Below are 16,158 nucleotides of genomic sequence, written 5' to 3'. Positions count from 1 at the left end.
CGGCTGGGGAGTCGCCCTCGTTTCGTTTCCCGAGCGTGTCGTTCCTCGAGCTTGTCGAGAGGTCCGTTCCTCGGGCTTGTCGGAGGCGCCCTTGACCGACTCTGCCAGGCAACACGAAATACCTAAAACAAGTGCTGTTTGAGGGATTGTAGGTACAGTGGTGGTCGTGGATGGCCCCTTCTTCCCCGGCGCCGGTACGAGCCCGTTCCGGCTCGAGGGACGCGAGACCGAGATTCGGCTGTGGCAGCGCGTCATGGCCGACTTCGACATGTTCGGACGCAGTCAGGCGCGGCACCTGATCATTCAAGGGGTACGCGGCGTCGGCAAGACCTCGCTGCTCAAGGTGTTCGCCGACGAGGCGTTGCAGGCCGGCTGTCTGGCCGTCCGGGTACGGTGCCAGACCATCGGTCGCGAGACCTTGATGGACCGCATCACCGCAGCCGTCGACGAAGCGCTCCAACAGCGCCCGGCCAAGCACCGTGGCCCGTTGACCATGGTCGGGGTGCACACCCCGGTCGGTGGGCTGGAGCTCGCCCGAGAGGTCACCTCACAGGCCAACCCACTGGTCGACACCGCATTCATGCGCACACTGCTCGACACCGTCGGCACCATCGTCGAGCGTGGCGGGATCGGGCTCGCGCTGCTGATCGACGAAACGCAGTACGCCGACCAGCCCAGTCTGGTGAACATCTCCGAGCTGGTCTCGTTGATCGGTGAGCGCGACGGGGACCGGCCGCCCCTCTTCGTCACCTTCGCCGGACTGCCGGACGACACCGTGGGCAAGGTCGGCCGGTCGTCCAGCCACGCCGAGCGGGTGTACCGGCGGATCGACCTGGGCTACCTGGACCGGTCAGCCGCGCGTGACGCCCTGCAGCTGCCGGTGCAGCACGCCGGTGGCCGCTGGACCGAGGATGCGCTGGACCGCACGGTGGACGCCAGCGGCGGCTACCCGGCGTTCATCCAGGAGTACGGCAGCGCCATCTGGGAGCTGCGGCGTGACGGCGCCGACGGCGCCCCGGTGCTCGATCTGGCGGTCGCTGAGGCCGGCATCAAGGCCGCCGTCCCACAGATCGACGCCTACTTCGAGGGTGCCTGGCAGGCGGCACCGCCGTTGGGCAGGGAGTGTCTGGTGGCACTCGCCCGGGCCGGTGGCCGGCTCCGGATGCGGGACCTCGCCGCGGCCGTCGGTCGTGAGTCGAGCAGTGAGATCTCCTGGGCGGTCGACGAGCTCAAGCAGCGCGGCACCGTAGCCAAGCCCGAACGCGGCGTCGTCGTGTTCGGCCGGGCCGGTATGGATGACTGGGTGCTGGCCCACACCGATGACGAAGGGACCGACTGATGGCCATTCCGAGTTTCGTCGACCGCGTGACGTTGACCGTCGCGGCCGGCAAGGGCGGGCACGGGTGCGCCTCGGTGTACCGGGAGAAGTTCAAGCCGCTGGGTGGCCCGGACGGCGGCAACGGTGGCGACGGTGGGTCGGTGGTGTTCCGGGTCGACGGTGGCCTGACCACGCTGGTCGACTACCACCGCCAGTCGACCCGTCGCGCCCAGAACGGCCAACCCGGCAAGGGGGACAACCAGAACGGCGCCCGCGGCAAGGACGTGACCCTCGTCGTGCCGGACGGGACCGTGGTCAGCGATGCCAGGACCGGGGACGTGTTGGCCGACCTGACCGGTGACGGTGCCGAGGTCGTCATCGCCCGCGGTGGCAAGGGTGGGCTCGGCAACGCGGCCCTCGCGTCGTCGGCTCGCAAGGCGCCCGGCTTCGCCCTGTTGGGGGAGGAGGGCGAGGAACGACAGATCGTGCTCGAGTTGAAGGTGGTCGCCGACGTCGGCCTGGTCGGCTATCCCAGTGCCGGCAAGTCGTCGTTGGTGGCCGCGATCTCACGCGCCCGGCCGGAGGTCGCCGACTACCCGTTCACCACGTTGGTGCCGCACCTCGGCGTGGTCGTGGCCGGGGACACCACGTTCACCGTCGCCGACGTGCCGGGCCTGATAGAGGGGGCCAGCGAGGGCCGCGGCCTGGGCCACGACTTCCTGCGCCACGTCGAGCGGTGTGCCGCCCTGGTGCACGTCGTCGACTGCGCCACCTTCGAACCGAATCGAGACCCGGTGTCCGACCTCGGGGTGATCGAGGCCGAGCTGGCCGCGCACGGTGGGCTCGAGGACCGGCCGCGGCTGATCGCGCTCAACAAGGTCGACGTACCGGACGGCGCGGGGCTTGCCGACCTGGCTGCCGAGGAGTTGTCCGCCGGCGGGATCCCGGTGTTCCGGATCAGCACCAAGACCGGCGAGGGACTGCAGGCGTTGACGTTCGCGATGGCAGAGCTGGTCCGGAGGCGGCGGGCCGAGGCTCCGGCCCCGGAGCCGACGCGGATCGTCATCCGGCCGCCGGCGGTCGACAACGGTGCCGAGTTCACGATCAAGCGGATCGGCGACGGCGCCGGCGGCCACGTGTGGCGCGTCCGTGGTGACAAGCCCGACCGGTGGGTCCGGCAGACCGACTTCGGAAACGCCGAGGCGGTCGGCTACCTGGCCGACCGGTTCGCCCGGCTGGGTGTGGAGACGTCGCTGGCGAAGCTGGGCGCCGAGGAGGGCGACGCGGTCGCGATCGGTCCCGACCCGGAGCCGGTGGTTTTCGACTTCAAGCCGCAGCTCGAGGTCGGTGCCGAGATCCTGAGCCGACGTGGCGAGGACCACCGGTTCGACGAGTTGCGCCCTGCCGCCCAACGACGCCGGGAGCGCAACGCGGCCCGGGAGGCCGCCGAGGCTGACGAGGTCGACGGCGACGGGACCGGGTACGACGGGGACGGGGAGTTCGGCGGTGACTGGGAGGATGAGCAGGACGATGACTGACAGCCCGGACCGGCGGGAGCTGGTCGCCGGCAGCCGGCGCATCGTGGTCAAGGTGGGCTCGAGTTCACTCGCCTCCTCCGACGGCGGCCTCGATCGAGCAGCGGTTGATCAACTCGTGACCGTGGTGGCCGGTGCGGCCCGGCGCGGCCACGACGTGGTCCTGGTGTCCTCGGGTGCGATCGCGGCCGGCATCGCACCGCTCGGCCTGACCCACCGTCCCACCGACCTCGCCACCCAACAGGCCGCCGCCTCGGTGGGGCAGGGCCTGCTGCTCGCGCACTACACCGCCCGCTTCGCCGATCACGGACTGACGGTCGGACAGGTGTTGCTGACCGTGGACGACGTCACCCGGCGAGGCCACTACCGCAACGCCTACCGGACCCTGGGCAAGCTGCTCGAGCTCGGGGTGGTGCCGGTGATCAACGAGAACGACACCGTGGCCACCCAGGAGATCAGGTTCGGCGACAACGACCGGCTGGCCGCGCTGGTCGCCCACCTCGTACACGCCGACCTGCTGGTACTGCTCTCCGACGTCGACGCGCTGCACACCGCACCGCCGGGGACACCGGGGGCGGAACGGATCACCGAGGTCACCGGCCAGCAGGACGTCACCGACATCATCGTCACCGCTGAGGGCAGCGGGGTCGGGACCGGCGGCATGGTCACCAAGCTGGAGGCGGCCCGGATCGCCACCTCGGCAGGGATCCCGACGATCCTCACCTCCGCCGAGCAGGCCGGTCGGGCGTTGATCGGCGAGCCCGTGGGGACCTTCTTCCACGCCACCGGCAAGCGTCGGCCCACCCGACTGCTCTGGCTGGCCCACGCCACCGAGGCCCGCGGTGGGCTGTGGCTCGACGACGGAGCCGTACGGGCCGTGGTCAACCGCAAGGCCTCGTTGCTGGCAGCCGGCATCACCAAGGTGACCGGCGAGTTCTCCGTCGGGGACCCGGTGAACCTGCGGGCACCCGACGGCACGGTCATCGCCCGCGGCCTGGCCGGCTTCGACGCCGCCGAGTTGCCCACCCTGATCGGCCGCCGCACCAGTGACCTGTCGGCCGAGTTCGGACCGGGCTACGACCGCGCCGTGGTGCACCGCGACGCCCTCGTCGTCCTCTGATCGACCGCGCGACGCCCTGGTCGTCTCTGATCGACCGCGCGATTTCTGTCAGCTCCAGCCGGCTGGGGCGGCTACCGAGGCGGATTCGGAAAACCGACCCGTCGACGGGCTGGGGCGGGACCGTGGCGGCGTCTCGAGCCGGTCGACCGGTCGGTTTGTGGAATCTCACCCCAGGGGGATGGCCGAGCGCCGGGACCATGCCCCGACGCTCGACCACATGTGTTGCCGTCCACCACCAGTCGCCGACCACTTGCCCCGCGGCCGGGAACGGTGATGCGGGGACGGTCAGGCCGGGATCAGGTACAGCCGATCGATGTAGATGTCCTCGACGCCGCGATCGTCGTTCCCCAGTCCGGTGAAGTAGATGTACTTCCCCTGCGAGTCGTGGCTGAACGTGCCGTTCACCGAGACCCACTTGTACACCCCGTCGGTGAACTCGGAGTTCTTGTGGGTCTGGCTGGTGGCCTCTCGCGGCTCATGCCGGTACGACCCGATGGCGAAACCGATCGCGTTCGGGTCGGCGCCGGGCTTGAGGTCCAGCTTCACCCGGGCCACCACCCGGAACGTCCCGGTCTCCGGCATCCACCCCAGGTGGTACTGCACCCCCCAGGTGCCGCGGTCGCCGTCCAGTCGGGCGGCCTTGCCGTCCAACGCGTCCGGGTCATCGACGCTCTCGGTCGAGCTCGGGCTGAGGTACAGGCCGTCCTGCTCGACGGTGATGGTGTCCTCGGACGGGGTGCCGTCGCCGAATTCGCCGTAGTAGGTGTACTCGAAGTCGTCCAAATACAGCTCCGACCCCAACCCCATGTAGGCGGCGACCCCCACCGAGGTGACTTCGTTCGTGCCGGGCGGCAGTTTGTCGACGAAGCGGGCCTCGACCCACTCGCCGGCACTGTCGGCCATCGGGATGTAGTGGTCCTGCTTGTAGGCGATGTTGCCGCCGGTCCAGTCGTGGGCGATCACGCCCGGGACGAACACGCCTTGTGCCTGGGAACCCTCGGGTACCAGGTAGCGGAAGCGGGTCACCCACACGCCGGGACCTGCCCGGTGCCGTCGCTGTGACTGGTTCATCCCCATGGTCAGGAAGCCGCCGCTGATCTTGACGGCGTGGTCCCCGGAGTGGGTGACGTCGCTGACCACCCCCGGGGCGGTCGGGATCGGTTGGTTCGGGGTGAACGACCAGCCGGTGGTGTCGCCGTCCTCGAAGCCGAGGTTCGTGCCGTAGTGCACGCCCTCGTCGTTGATCATGCGCAGCAGGTGGTCGCACCAGCCACGCACGTCCGCCGACGATCCGTTGTCGCGCAGTTCGGTTGCGCGGGCGGTGACGGCTGCCGCACCGGGGCCGTCGGCCCGGACGTGGTCGGCCAAGGTGATCATGACCTTGGTGTTCCAGCCCGACCAGTCGGCGCCGTACCGGTCGAACTTGGTGCGCCGGTAGTGCAGGTCCTGATCGCCGGCGAGTTCGTCCCACACCCGGTGTCGTTCGCCGACCAGGGCGACCGTCTCATCCACGGTGCCGGCCATCTCCTCCAACAGGGCAAGGGCTTCCTCGGCGGTGGTGGGTGCCGGCAGGTCCTTCGGATAGCTCAGTGCCGAGGCCCGGTAGTACGCGAACTCGTCGATCAGCACCTGCACCCGGGCAGCCTGGGTCTCGTTGGTCGTCGCGGCCAGTGCCCGGTTGAGCGCGGCCTCGGCCCGGTCGACGTCCTCGCGGGGCACGACCTCCACGTACGACATGTCGTCGAACGGGAAGTAGGGGAGGTGGCGTCCCGCCCGGAACTGCATGGAGGAAGGGATCCGGTCGGTCCAGAGCTGTTCCCAGATGCGGTAGTACGTCGCCAGGTGGGGCCGCGCCTCCCGGCCGGCGAGCCGTTCGTACCACTCCTGCGCGAGCGTCGGCATCGACCTGCGGGCGTCCCACATCTTCTTGCCGTACGCCCACGGCTTCGGGCCCTCGCCCCAGTTGTGGGAGAGCTCGGCCATCTGGCCGATCACACCGTTCTGGACGCCCCAGTTGGTGATCGTGTCGTACAGCTTCAACGGGACCCGGGGGATGCAGTACGGATTGCCGTAGACGTAGTCGTACCAGCCGACCTGCTTGGCGACCTTCATCCAGTCGAGGGTGAACTGTTGATCCTCGACGGCCGCCTGCGGGTCGGCCCACTTGTAGCGGTCGCCGGTGAGGAACGGCACCACCTGTGGCCGCAACTCGAACGGGGGCGGCATCTCCGAGTACGTGTAGGCCAACCCGCCGATCAGCTTGTCGGAGTACTGCGGCCGCTGCTCCAGCATCAGGTCGACGACCCGGTTGACGAAGTCCCAGTAGACCGGGGACATGTCGATGTTGCCGGTACGGCTCGTGCCGCGACCCTCCAACTCATCCTCACTGAAGCCCGGTCCGTCGGACAGACCGAGGGAGTGCGACGGGGCGTCCGGGTTGGCGTCGAAGTACTCGACGAGCTGCCGGGCCGCCTCCACCGCCAGGCTCGGCTCGGTCAGCCGTGGGTGCCAGCCGTTGGTCAGGCCCGGGGTCGGGATCTTGGTCTCGCCCTTGATGATCGGGTACCACTCCGGGTGGTAGTCCTCGGGCTTGTTCGGGTCGCCGAACTTGCGGGAGTCGAACATCTTCCACAGCTCGTGGTGGAACTGCACCCGCCAGTGGGTCCGCTGGTTGTCTCCCCATCGGCTCAGCGCACTGGTCGGCTTGCGCCAGCTCATGCCCTCGCTCGGCGTCGGGTACATCACCCGCGAGGTCATCGACGGGGCCTGGACGGTGGCGCGGGCCGGGACCTTGATCGACTCCAGCGCCGGGACGTCCTCGCCCAGCTCGGTCGGCTGCAGCCAGCGCACCCCGAGTTGGCTCTCGCACAGCTCCAGCACCGCGTGACGGCTGCCGTACGGCGTCGGGCCGATCAGGGTGAGCGTGTCCCCGTACGGGGCGATCACCAGTCCGTCGGGGTCGAGGCCGTCGAGCTTGGCCGGGATCGTCGGGTCGGAACCCGGCAGGGTGAATCCGATGCAGATCCGGACGGTGCCGTCGGGCGACGGCTGTTGATCTTGGTCGGTGACGGTGCGCACCTCGAGGGTGGCCCCGGAGGCGCGGTTGATCACCCGTACGAGTTCGTCGGCGGCGGCGGGCAACTGGGGGTCCGGGTCGGCCGGGAGCAGGATCACCGAGGTGGCCTGACCCCGGGAGACCAAGGTGGCGTTGCGGGCGGCGTGGGCGGACACCGGCCCGGTGAGGGAGACGGTGGCGGCGCCGAGGGCGGCACCACCGCCGAGCTGGAAGAGGCTACGTCGGGGCAGGCTGGGAATGGCGTTCATGCGTGGCTCCTGTGACACGGGATGGTGGGCTCAGCCAAGCAGACGAGCCGATTCCGGACAATACCCGTCGTCGTGGTGTGTCATCCGGCGAGACGTCGCCTTGCCGTGGTGTCCGGAGGCCGCTCGGCCACGGCGTTTCGGGACGCGCTCCGCCGCTACAGGATGTGCTTCGCGACCGCGGCGACGTGGGGCAGGGAGTTCCACAGGGCGTGGTGGGCGTCGGGCACCAGATGGGTGGCGATGGTGTGACCGTCCTTGCGCAGGTCCCTTGCCAGTTCGGCCACCCGGTCGGGCGGAGAGAGCGAACTCGCGCCGCCCGAGATCAGCTCGATCGGCACCTCGCGGGGCAATGTGGACAGGGTGGCCGGTAGTCCGCCGCGACTGATCGCCCACACCATGTGGCCGAGTCCGATCCACGGCACGGTCCGAGGCGGGGTCGGGGCGACCGCCCAGTCGATCCCCTTGCTCTGCGCGGCGTAGCGGCCGCTGTGGCGAGCGTCGGACACATTGCGCCACCCGAGCTCGGCCAGGTTCTGCCGCTGCAGGGCCACGGGTTCGACCAGGGTGAGGCCCCGCAACTCGGCCGACCGGTCGGCCAGCTCGACGGCCAACGCGCTGCCCGACGACGCCCCCAGCGAGTAGCCGAGGACGCTGGGTCGCTGTTCGCACGACCTGGGGTGGGCGCCGCACAGGGCGTCGGCCTGCAGTCGTGCCAGCCAAGCGAACCCGCCGGTCGACAACTGCTCGCGGACCCGCCTCGGCAAGGCGGCCTGCCCCATCGACCAGCCGGGGGTGTCGAGTGCCACGACCGGACGGCCCAGCAGGTCGGCCAACATCTGGAACCGTTGCACCTCGAAGCGGTCGAGCGTGGCCAGGATGCCGAGCGTGACCACCAGCGGTGAGCTGTCGGTCACCGCGACCGGGGTGGCCGTGGTCGTCTGGAGCCAGATTCCGTCGACGGACACGCTGGTCTGCACCACCCGGGCCGTGGGGGCCGGTGGGCATTCCGCGAGCTCGGCTGGTGACTCCGTCATCGATGCGTCCTCAGGGTCCAGAGTGCGGCCGCGGCTGCGGTCCCATCCCACGCTACCCAGCTGCTGGGAGTGGACCCGGACTGCACGCCCCGAAGATGTGCAATGATCTGCGTATGGACGCAGACAAGCAGATGTGTGGTCTGGACCAGAGCAGTGAGTTCGTGGAGCTGGCCGTCGAGGTCTTCGGTCTGCTCGCCGATGCGACCCGGGTCCGGATCATCCTGGCGTTGCGCGAGAACGACGAACTGTCGGTGAACCACTTGGCCGACATCGTCGCCAAGTCGCCGGCAGCGGTGTCGCAGCACCTGGCGAAGCTGCGGATGGCGCGGATCGTGTCCACCCGACAGGACGGCCAGCGGGTGTTCTACCGGCTGACGAACGAGCACGCCTCGCAGTTGGTGTCCGACGCGATCTTCCAGGCCGAGCACGCCGTCGCCGACGATCGGCTCCCACATCACCACGCGGAACGGGCATGACCCAGCGCGGCCACGGCCATCACCACGTGCACGGCCATGACCACGACCATGACCACGTGCACGGCCATGACCACGGGCACTCCCACCCGACGGGGTTCGCGGGACTCCTGCACGGGATCTTCGTCCCGCACTCCCACGATCCCGCCGATGCCATCGACGACGCGATGGCGGCGCACTCGGAGGGAATTCGTGCCCTGAAGTTCAGTCTGGTGCTGATGCTGGCCACGACGCTGGTGCAGGCGGTGATCGTGGCGTTCTCCGGGTCGGTCGCCCTGCTGGCCGACACGGTTCACAACCTCTCCGATGCGCTGACCGCAGTCCCGTTGTGGATCGCATTCGTGCTGTCCCGCCGGGTCGCGACGCGGCGCTACACCTACGGGTTCAACCGGGCCGAGGACCTGGCCGGCCTGTTCATCGTCTCGATGATCGCCCTGTCCGCGATCGTTGCGGCCCACCAGGCGATCGATCGCATGATCAACCCGAGGCCGCTGGAGAACGTCGGCTGGGTGATCGCCGCGGGCGTGGTCGGCTTCCTCGGCAACGAGGTCGTGGCCGTGTACCGGATCCGGGTGGGCAGGCGGATCGGCTCCGCCGCGCTGGTCGCCGACGGGGTGCATGCCCGGACCGACGGGTTCACCTCGCTGGCGGTCGTCATCGGCGGGATCGGTGTGCTGCTGGGCTTCCCGCTGGCGGATCCGATCGTCGGACTGGTGATCTCGGCGATGATCGCGGTGCTCCTGGTCGGTACCGTCCGCTCGGTCGGACGTCGCCTCATGGACGGGATCGAACCCGAGTTGCTCGACCGCGCCGAGCACGCCCTGACCCATCTCAGCGACATCGAATCGGTCGAGCGGGTGCGGCTGCGCTGGGTCGGCCATCGCCTCCACGGTGACGCCGTCGTCCGTACGACGGCGACCAGCCTGGCAACCGCCGAGCGCCTGGCGCAGGACGCCGAGGCCTCGGTCAAGCGGCATCTGCCGAACGTGGACGAGATGGCCGTCAGGGTCACCGCCGCGAAGCGGTGATCCCGAGGTCCACCTCGCTGCTGCCGCGGGTCACCGCCAGCCGAGCTCGGGGGCGACGTGGGTCAGGATCGACTCCAGCACGTGGGCGTTGTAGTCCACCCCGAGCTGGTTGGGCACGGTCAACAACACGGTGTCGGCCGCGGCGATCGCCTCGTCGGCCCGCAACTGCTCCACGAGTTCGTCGGGCTCGGCGGCGTACGACCGGCCGAAGATGGCCCGGTAGTCGTCGAGCTGGCCGATCTGGTCGCGATCGGACCGGGCCCCGCCGAAGTAGGCGTGGTCCAGGTCGTTGGTCAGCGCGAAGATGGAGCGACTCACCGACACCCGCGGTTCCCGCTCCCAGCCGGCCTCCCGCCATGCCGTACGGAACAACTCGATCTGCTCGGCCTGCTGGACGTGGAACGGCTTGCCGCTCTCGTCCTCCTTGAGCGTGGAGCTCATCAGGTTCATGCCGAGCTCTGCGGCCCAGACGGCCGTGCCGTTGGAGCCGGCACCCCACCAGATGCGGTCACGAAGGCCCTCGGAGTACGGCTCCAGGCGCAAGAGGCCCGGCGGGTTCGGGAACATCGGTCGAGGATTCGGTTCGGCGAATCCCTTGCCCTGCAGGAGTTCCAGCAGCACCGTGGTCTGGCGTCGGGCCATGTCGGCGTCCGATTCACCTTCGCCGGGGGCCATCCCGAAGTGCCGCCAACCGTCGATCACCTGCTCGGGGGAGCCCCGTGAGATGCCGAGCTGGAGTCGGCCACCCGCGATCAGGTCCGCGGCCCCGGCATGTTCGGCCATCGCGTACGGATTCTCGTACCGCATGTCGATCACGCCGGTGCCGATCTCGATCGTGCTGGTGCGTGACCCGATGGCCGCCAGCAGCGGGTACGGGGTCCCGAGCTGGCGAGCGAAGTGGTGCACCCGGAAGTAGGCGCCGTCGGCACCCAACTCCTCGGCTGCCACGGCAAGGTCGATCGACTGCTGCAGGACGTCTGCCGCGGTGCGGGCCTGGGACCCGGGGACGTCGGACCAGTGGCCGAAGGACAGGAACCCGATCTTCTTCATGGTTGACGCAACAACCCGGGGTCGTCACACATTCCCGGACCGGGCCGACGATCCGCCGTGCGTGACCAGCGGGCGGCTGATCAGGATCATCCCGGCGTGATCGATGCTGCCTGCCCGACGTGGCCGCCCCCGTGAGCCGTCGAACAGGTGATCGGCGGCCTTGACACCGAGTTCGTCCCAGCGCGGTCGTACCGACGAGGCGAGCAGTTGTTCGGCCTCGGCGAGGCCTTCGAAGCCAACCAGGGTTGGCCATTGCGACTGCGGTACGCCGGCGCGCTGCCAGGCCCGGACGAGCGAGAGCAGCACCAGGTCGTCGGCCCCGACGCAGGCCGACTGCTCCAACACCGCATCGGCCGCCGTCGCCGCGATGTGCTCCGAGGCCGCGTGATGATCATGGATTCGCTCCGACGGTTGGAAGCATCGTGGCGTCACCCGGGGCAGGTGTCGGCGCAGGGCCTGCCGCCAGCCGGCTGCCCGCTGTGCCGACCACGGGAACGGGTCGTCGGGACCGTCGTCGGCGTGGATCCCCAGGAACGCCACGTCGCGGTGCCCGTCGCGCAGCAGTTCGGTGGTGGCCAGGGTCCCGCCGGTGACGTTGTCGATCTCGACGTGGGTGACCCGCGAGCCGCGGAGCTCGCGCGGGGGTGCGGACCCGGCCAGGTAACTGACGACGGGCACCGATTCGGCCACGGCGTCGGCCACCTCACCGACCCGACCACCGGTGAAGACGAACACCCCCAGCACCGACCCGGGGATGGACGAGCGCAGGTCCTCGTCCAGGAAGGCGTCGTTGCCGAGCACCAGCGAGCGGCCGCCGTGCGTGCTGATGCGTTCCTCGAAGGAGTGGATGGTCGGGCTGGTCGCGACGAAGCGGCCCACGTGGCTCGGATCCACCAGCGCCACGTAGCACCCGGACCGCGTCGACTCGGTGTGGCCGACGAACACCCCGACCGACGGCACCGACACCAGGACGCCGTCGTCGAACAGCGGACGCAATGCCTTGCGGACCGTCGGCCGGGACACCCCGTACCGTCGGGCCAGCACTCCCACCGACGTGATCGGGTCGCCGGGGCGGAGCTCCCCGCGAGCGATGGCGGCGCTCAACTCCACGACCAGGCTCTGCTTGGCCTCGTCGGCCTGGCGTTTGGTCGTCATCGACGCCACCTCCAAGTCGAAGTTCACACCGGTCGAAAGTTTCCGGAAAGCTCATGGGCGCCCACACCAGAACACCAACACCGGAAACTGTCAACAGGTGCCCTGCCCACGAGCCGTACGACGGCATGGTGACACCGACAACTAGGCTGGACCGTTGGAGGCGTGATGACCGAGAACCGAACCGATTTCCGTGACCGTGCCGTACGGGCGCGTGCGGCCTCGCACGGGCTGGCGACCGCGACGCGGGGGGTGAAGGACGGCGCCCTGCACGCGATGGCCGATGCGTTGGCGGCGGCCGAGGCGCCGGTGCTCGCCGCCAACGAACGCGACGTCGCCCGGGCGGGCGAGAACGGCACCAGCGAGGCGATCATCGACCGACTGCGGCTGACGCCGGACCGGATCGCCGGCATGGTGGACGGGCTGCGGCAGCTGGCCGGACTGCCCGACCCGGTGGGTGATGTCGTACGCGGCTGGACCAACCCGAACGGGGTGCAGGTCCGGCAGGTCCGGGCGCCGTTCGGGGTCGTCGGCATCATCTACGAGGCCCGTCCCAACGTGACCGCCGACGCCGCCGGCATCTGCCTCAAGTCGGGCAACGCGGTGCTGCTGCGCGGCTCGTCGTCGGCCGCCGACTCCAACGCCGCCGTCGTGGCGGCACTCCGGGCCGGCCTGGCCGACACCCCGATCGCGCCCGACGCCGTACAACTGGTGCCCGGTCCGCGGGAGGTCACCACCGAGCTGATGCAGGCCCGCGGGCTGGTCGACGTGCTGATCCCGCGCGGCGGGGCGGGCCTGATCGAGGCCGTCGTCACCGGATCGCAGGTGCCGGTGATCGAGACGGGCACCGGCAACTGCCACCTGTACGTCGACGCGACCGCCGACCACGCGATGGCGCTGGAGATCCTGCAGAACGCGAAGGTGCAGCGCTGCTCGGTGTGCAACGCGGTCGAGACGCTGCTGGTCCACGCCGACGCGGCTGAGGCGTTCCTGCCGAAGGCGTACGCGATGCTCGCCGGCGAGGGCGTCACCAGCCACGCCGACGAGCGGGCGATCACGTACGGCCCGGGCGACGACACGGTGGTGCCGGCGACACCGGAGGACTGGGACACCGAGTACCTGTCACTGGATCTGTCGGTGGGGGTGGTCGACGACCTCGACACCGCCCTCGACCACATCCGGCGCCACAGTTCGGGGCACAGCGAGACCATCGTGACCGGTTCGCTGGCCAGTGCCGACCGGTTCGCCGCTGAGGTCGACGCAGCGGCGGTGCTGGTCAACGCATCCAGCCGCTTCGTCGACGGGGGAGAGTTCGGGTTCGGGGCCGAGATCGGCATCTCGACCCAGAAGCTGCACGCCCGAGGTCCGATGGGGCTGCCCGAGATGACCACGACGAAATACCTCGTCACCGGCAACGGTCAGATCCGGTAGGGTGACCGGCATGTCGTTCCCGATCCTCGCGCTGGAGACCGCCGCTGAGCTGCCGATCCCGCTCATCGGATACTTCCTGATCCCGTTCGGCATTCTCGTCGCGTGCCTGGCGGCCGTCCTGCTCTTCGGCAAGGGTCGCCCGCACAGCTGATCGCATGACGACACCCGCTGGACTGGCACGACGCGAGAACGGTCACCCGACCCGGCGCTACCGCCTCGGGGTGATGGGTGGCACCTTCGATCCGATCCACCACGGCCACCTCGTCGCGGCCAGCGAGGTCGCCGGGGCGTTCGAGCTGGACGAGGTGGTCTTCGTGCCGACCGGGCAACCGTGGCAGAAGGCCGATCGTGAGGTGTCGGCGGCCGAGGACCGTTACCTGATGACGGTCATCGCGACCGCCTCCAACCCGCGGTTCACCACCAGCCGGGTCGACATCGACCGGGACGGGCCCACGTACACCGTCGACACGCTGCACGACCTGCGCGCCGAACGGGGCGACGACGTCGACTTCTTCTTCATCACCGGCGCCGATGCCTTGGCGCAGATCCTGACCTGGCGGGGCGTCGAGGAGGTCTTCGAGCTGGCCCACTTCGTCGGCGTGACCCGGCCGGGCAGCGAGCTCGACCCGTCCTCGATCGAGCACCTCCCGAAGGATCGGATCACCTTGATGGAGGTGCCGGCCCTGGCGATCTCGTCGACCGACTGTCGGCAACGGAGCCAGGCCCAGGACCCCATCTGGTACCTCGTGCCGGACGGCATCGTCCAGTACATCGCCAAGCGCGGCCTCTACGACGCGTAGGCCGGAAGGACACACCCATGGCAGCAACCCCGCGAGCCCTCGAACTCACCCGTGCCGCCGCCGCGGCCGGCGTCGAGAAGCTCGCCACCGACCCGATCGCCTACGACGTCTCCGAGCAGTTGGCGATCACCGACGTCTTCCTCGTGCTGACGGCCGCGAACGAACGCCAGGTCGAGGCGGTCGTCGACGGCGTCGAGGAGGCGCTGCGTGCGTTGGACGCCAAACCAGCCAGGCGAGAAGGGGCCCGCGAGCAGCGGTGGGTGCTGCTGGACTACCTCGACGTGGTGGTGCACGTGCAGCATGCCGAGGAGCGCACCTTGTACGCCCTGGAACGGATCTGGGGCGACTGCCCACGCATTGATCTTGGGGTGGACGAGCGCCGATGAGTGATCACTCGACCACGGCCGGCACCGACCCGCGGCCGGACAGCCGTACGGGAGCGACCCGCTTCATCCTGCTGCGACACGGCCGGACGGCATGGAACGCGGCCGGCCGCTTCCAGGGGCAGGCCGACATCCCCTTGGACGACGTGGGCGAGCAGCAGGCGCAGGCGGCGGCCGACGTGTTGGTCGACGAGCGGATCGACACCATCTGGGCCTCCGACCTGGTGCGGGCCCACGCGACCGCGCTGGCGGTCGGCGAGCGGCACGGCCTCCCCGTCCGGACCGACCGGCAGCTGCGTGAGATCCACGTCGGCAGCTGGGAGGGGATGACCTCGGCCGAGGTCGCCGAGTTGGATCCGTCGTACGGTGAGCGGTACGCCCGCGGTGAGGACGTGCGTCGCTCACCGACGGGGGAGACCTCCGGTGAGGTCGGCACCCGGGTCGCGGCCCGGCTCCGCGAGATCGCCGCCGCGGAGCCGGACGGCTCGACCGTCCTGGTCGGCATCCACGGCCACGCCGCCTACGCCGGATCGGCCGCCCTGTTGGGAATGCCGTACGAGCAGTGGAAGCTGCTGGGACCGCTGTCGAACTGTCACTGGGTCGACCTGCAACGAGGCCCCAGCGGGGCCTGGCGGATCGCCGGCTGGAACGTCGGGCCCACCGGGATGCCGGACGGAGAGCGGCCGGTGCGACCCGGTGAGCGGATACTGTCGGCTCGTGGTTGAGTCGGGGACATCGCTGATCGTGGAGTTGCTGGCCGCCCTGTTGACGGTGGTGGCGCTGGGGATCCCGCTGTCGCTGCCGGTGGCCGTCGGCGTGCTGGTGACCCCGAGGCAGCAGCGTCGTACGGCCGGTCCGGTGATCGGCGGCGCCTTTCTGGTCGGACTCCTGCTCGCCGTGGTCGTGGGTCTGGTCGGCCTGGCCCGCTTGCCGACCGCCGTCGAGGTCGGCTCCGCGCTGGCGCTGGTCGGGGGACTGGTGTGCACCGGTATCGCCGCGGTGCTGGTGCTGACCCGCCGCGCCGACCCCGGCCCCGCCGGCCCGTCCGGGGGTGCGGTGCTGGGTGTCGTCGGCGCGGCGTTGATCGGCTTGGCCGAGCCGCTCCAGACCCTGCCGGCCATGTTCGGTCTGACCCGCTCAGCGGTGGTGGTGTTCGTCGCCGTCGTGTGCGAGGTCGTGGTGATCCTGGGCCTGGCCGGGCTGCTCGTCATGATCAGCCGCCGCTTCCCCGGGGTCCGGATCGGAGCGGCCGTCGGTGCGCTGGCTGCGGGCCTGCTGACGGTGCCGGGTGTGCTGTCGCTGGGGCTGCACGACGTGCTCGGCGTACACCTGCCCGGGGTGCCGATCCTGCTGGTGCTGGTGGGTGCGGTGGTCGCCTTCGTCGGCGGGACCCTGGTCGGTGCCCGACGTTCCCGCTCACCGGTGGCGCCCGCGCCGTGAGTGATGCCGGCGGCCTGAGCTCGTGCGGAGGCCGGAGGCATTCCAGTAGGATCGGGGCCTACCGGGTGGA

Annotated in this window: 15 protein-coding genes; 11 read left to right on the top strand and 4 right to left on the bottom strand. The window is 70.0% G+C overall.

The genetic code is table 11. From position 1 onward, the window contains the following. The first annotated feature begins 166 nt into the window (after nucleotides 1-166). Genes ACQBAU_RS13140 through proB form a run of 3 tightly spaced genes read left to right on the top strand, consistent with a single transcriptional unit; the run spans nucleotide 167 to nucleotide 3,973 of the window. Complete coding sequence (locus ACQBAU_RS13140) at nucleotides 167-1,339, top strand: ATP-binding protein (protein ID WP_465256821.1); 1,173 nt, start codon at nucleotides 167-169, stop codon at nucleotides 1,337-1,339. Beyond that, nucleotides 1,339-2,856, top strand: a complete 1,518-nt coding sequence (obgE, locus tag ACQBAU_RS13135) for a GTPase ObgE (RefSeq protein ID WP_465256822.1) — start codon at nucleotides 1,339-1,341, stop codon at nucleotides 2,854-2,856. The genes ACQBAU_RS13140 and obgE overlap by 1 nt, the downstream gene beginning before the upstream one ends. Further along, nucleotides 2,849-3,973: a glutamate 5-kinase gene (gene proB / locus ACQBAU_RS13130; RefSeq protein WP_434551597.1), complete on the top strand. Its 1,125-nt coding sequence runs from the start codon at nucleotides 2,849-2,851 to the stop codon at nucleotides 3,971-3,973. The genes obgE and proB overlap by 8 nt, the downstream gene beginning before the upstream one ends. Before the next feature lie 285 nt (nucleotides 3,974-4,258). Here the strand turns inward: proB and ACQBAU_RS13125 are convergent, their stop codons facing one another. Continuing rightward, the gene (locus tag ACQBAU_RS13125) at nucleotides 4,259-7,297 is read right to left on the bottom strand and encodes a DUF4838 domain-containing protein (RefSeq protein WP_434551596.1); all 3,039 of its coding nucleotides are present in this window, start codon (nucleotides 7,295-7,297) and stop codon (nucleotides 4,259-4,261) included. 155 nt (nucleotides 7,298-7,452) lie between these two features. Further along, nucleotides 7,453-8,331, bottom strand: a complete 879-nt coding sequence (locus tag ACQBAU_RS13120; protein ID WP_465256823.1) for an alpha/beta fold hydrolase — start codon at nucleotides 8,329-8,331, stop codon at nucleotides 7,453-7,455. Between the two features lie 113 nt (nucleotides 8,332-8,444). Between ACQBAU_RS13120 and ACQBAU_RS13115 the strand changes: the two genes are divergently transcribed. Next, nucleotides 8,445-8,807, top strand: coding sequence for an ArsR/SmtB family transcription factor (locus ACQBAU_RS13115; RefSeq protein WP_465256824.1), 363 nt, complete (start codon nucleotides 8,445-8,447; stop codon nucleotides 8,805-8,807). Next, complete coding sequence (locus tag ACQBAU_RS13110; protein WP_465256825.1) at nucleotides 8,804-9,832, top strand: cation diffusion facilitator family transporter; 1,029 nt, start codon at nucleotides 8,804-8,806, stop codon at nucleotides 9,830-9,832. The genes ACQBAU_RS13115 and ACQBAU_RS13110 overlap by 4 nt, the downstream gene beginning before the upstream one ends. A 30-nt stretch (nucleotides 9,833-9,862) precedes the next feature. Here ACQBAU_RS13110 and ACQBAU_RS13105 read toward each other — a convergent pair whose 3' ends face one another. Both ACQBAU_RS13105 and ACQBAU_RS13100 read right to left on the bottom strand, forming a co-directional pair. Next, entirely contained in the window at nucleotides 9,863-10,882 is a 1,020-nt protein-coding gene (locus ACQBAU_RS13105; RefSeq protein ID WP_465256826.1) for an LLM class flavin-dependent oxidoreductase, read from the bottom strand. 24 nt (nucleotides 10,883-10,906) lie between these two features. After that, nucleotides 10,907-12,037, bottom strand: coding sequence for a GntR family transcriptional regulator (locus ACQBAU_RS13100; RefSeq protein WP_434551591.1), 1,131 nt, complete (start codon nucleotides 12,035-12,037; stop codon nucleotides 10,907-10,909). Between the two features lie 165 nt (nucleotides 12,038-12,202). Between ACQBAU_RS13100 and ACQBAU_RS13095 the strand changes: the two genes are divergently transcribed. The 6 genes from ACQBAU_RS13095 to ACQBAU_RS13070 are packed head-to-tail and all read left to right on the top strand — an operon-like array spanning nucleotide 12,203 to nucleotide 16,088. Then, on the top strand, nucleotides 12,203-13,465 hold the full coding sequence (locus ACQBAU_RS13095; RefSeq protein ID WP_434551590.1) for a glutamate-5-semialdehyde dehydrogenase: 1,263 nt from the start codon (nucleotides 12,203-12,205) through the stop codon (nucleotides 13,463-13,465). 10 nt (nucleotides 13,466-13,475) lie between these two features. After that, on the top strand, nucleotides 13,476-13,616 hold the full coding sequence (locus ACQBAU_RS13090) for a hypothetical protein (RefSeq protein WP_434551589.1): 141 nt from the start codon (nucleotides 13,476-13,478) through the stop codon (nucleotides 13,614-13,616). Between the two features lie 4 nt (nucleotides 13,617-13,620). Then, nucleotides 13,621-14,265, top strand: a complete 645-nt coding sequence (nadD, locus tag ACQBAU_RS13085; protein WP_434551588.1) for a nicotinate-nucleotide adenylyltransferase — start codon at nucleotides 13,621-13,623, stop codon at nucleotides 14,263-14,265. Between the two features lie 17 nt (nucleotides 14,266-14,282). Continuing rightward, on the top strand, nucleotides 14,283-14,651 hold the full coding sequence (rsfS, locus tag ACQBAU_RS13080) for a ribosome silencing factor (RefSeq protein WP_434551587.1): 369 nt from the start codon (nucleotides 14,283-14,285) through the stop codon (nucleotides 14,649-14,651). After that, nucleotides 14,648-15,373, top strand: a complete 726-nt coding sequence (locus ACQBAU_RS13075) for a histidine phosphatase family protein (protein ID WP_465256827.1) — start codon at nucleotides 14,648-14,650, stop codon at nucleotides 15,371-15,373. The genes rsfS and ACQBAU_RS13075 overlap by 4 nt, the downstream gene beginning before the upstream one ends. Next, nucleotides 15,366-16,088 (top strand): hypothetical protein, encoded by a 723-nt coding sequence (locus ACQBAU_RS13070; protein WP_465256828.1) that lies wholly within the window; start codon nucleotides 15,366-15,368, stop codon nucleotides 16,086-16,088. Before ACQBAU_RS13075 ends, ACQBAU_RS13070 begins: the two co-directional genes overlap by 8 nt. Nucleotides 16,089-16,158: the final 70 nt, after the last annotated feature.

Origin of the sequence: Carbonicoccus niuqiaonis, assembly GCF_050157065.1 — a bacterium.
Classification (GTDB): Bacteria; Actinomycetota; Actinomycetes; order Propionibacteriales; family Propionibacteriaceae; genus Avipropionibacterium.
Note: the sequence above shows the minus strand (reverse complement) of the source record. Positions and strands in the feature narration are given on the sequence as shown.

Coding starts and splice junctions, on each gene's coding strand:
- obgE (WP_465256822.1), top strand. CDS start 1,339: ATGGCCATTCCGAGTTTCGTCGACCGCGTGACGTTGACCGTCGCGGCC.
- proB (WP_434551597.1), top strand. CDS start 2,849: ATGACTGACAGCCCGGACCGGCGGGAGCTGGTCGCCGGCAGCCGGCGC.
- ACQBAU_RS13125 (WP_434551596.1), bottom strand. CDS start 7,297: ATGAACGCCATTCCCAGCCTGCCCCGACGTAGCCTCTTCCAGCTCGGC.
- ACQBAU_RS13120 (WP_465256823.1), bottom strand. CDS start 8,331: ATGACGGAGTCACCAGCCGAGCTCGCGGAATGCCCACCGGCCCCCACG.
- ACQBAU_RS13115 (WP_465256824.1), top strand. CDS start 8,445: ATGGACGCAGACAAGCAGATGTGTGGTCTGGACCAGAGCAGTGAGTTC.
- ACQBAU_RS13110 (WP_465256825.1), top strand. CDS start 8,804: ATGACCCAGCGCGGCCACGGCCATCACCACGTGCACGGCCATGACCAC.
- ACQBAU_RS13105 (WP_465256826.1), bottom strand. CDS start 10,882: ATGAAGAAGATCGGGTTCCTGTCCTTCGGCCACTGGTCCGACGTCCCC.
- ACQBAU_RS13100 (WP_434551591.1), bottom strand. CDS start 12,037: ATGACGACCAAACGCCAGGCCGACGAGGCCAAGCAGAGCCTGGTCGTG.
- ACQBAU_RS13095 (WP_434551590.1), top strand. CDS start 12,203: ATGACCGAGAACCGAACCGATTTCCGTGACCGTGCCGTACGGGCGCGT.
- ACQBAU_RS13090 (WP_434551589.1), top strand. CDS start 13,476: ATGTCGTTCCCGATCCTCGCGCTGGAGACCGCCGCTGAGCTGCCGATC.
- nadD (WP_434551588.1), top strand. CDS start 13,621: ATGACGACACCCGCTGGACTGGCACGACGCGAGAACGGTCACCCGACC.
- rsfS (WP_434551587.1), top strand. CDS start 14,283: ATGGCAGCAACCCCGCGAGCCCTCGAACTCACCCGTGCCGCCGCCGCG.
- ACQBAU_RS13075 (WP_465256827.1), top strand. CDS start 14,648: ATGAGTGATCACTCGACCACGGCCGGCACCGACCCGCGGCCGGACAGC.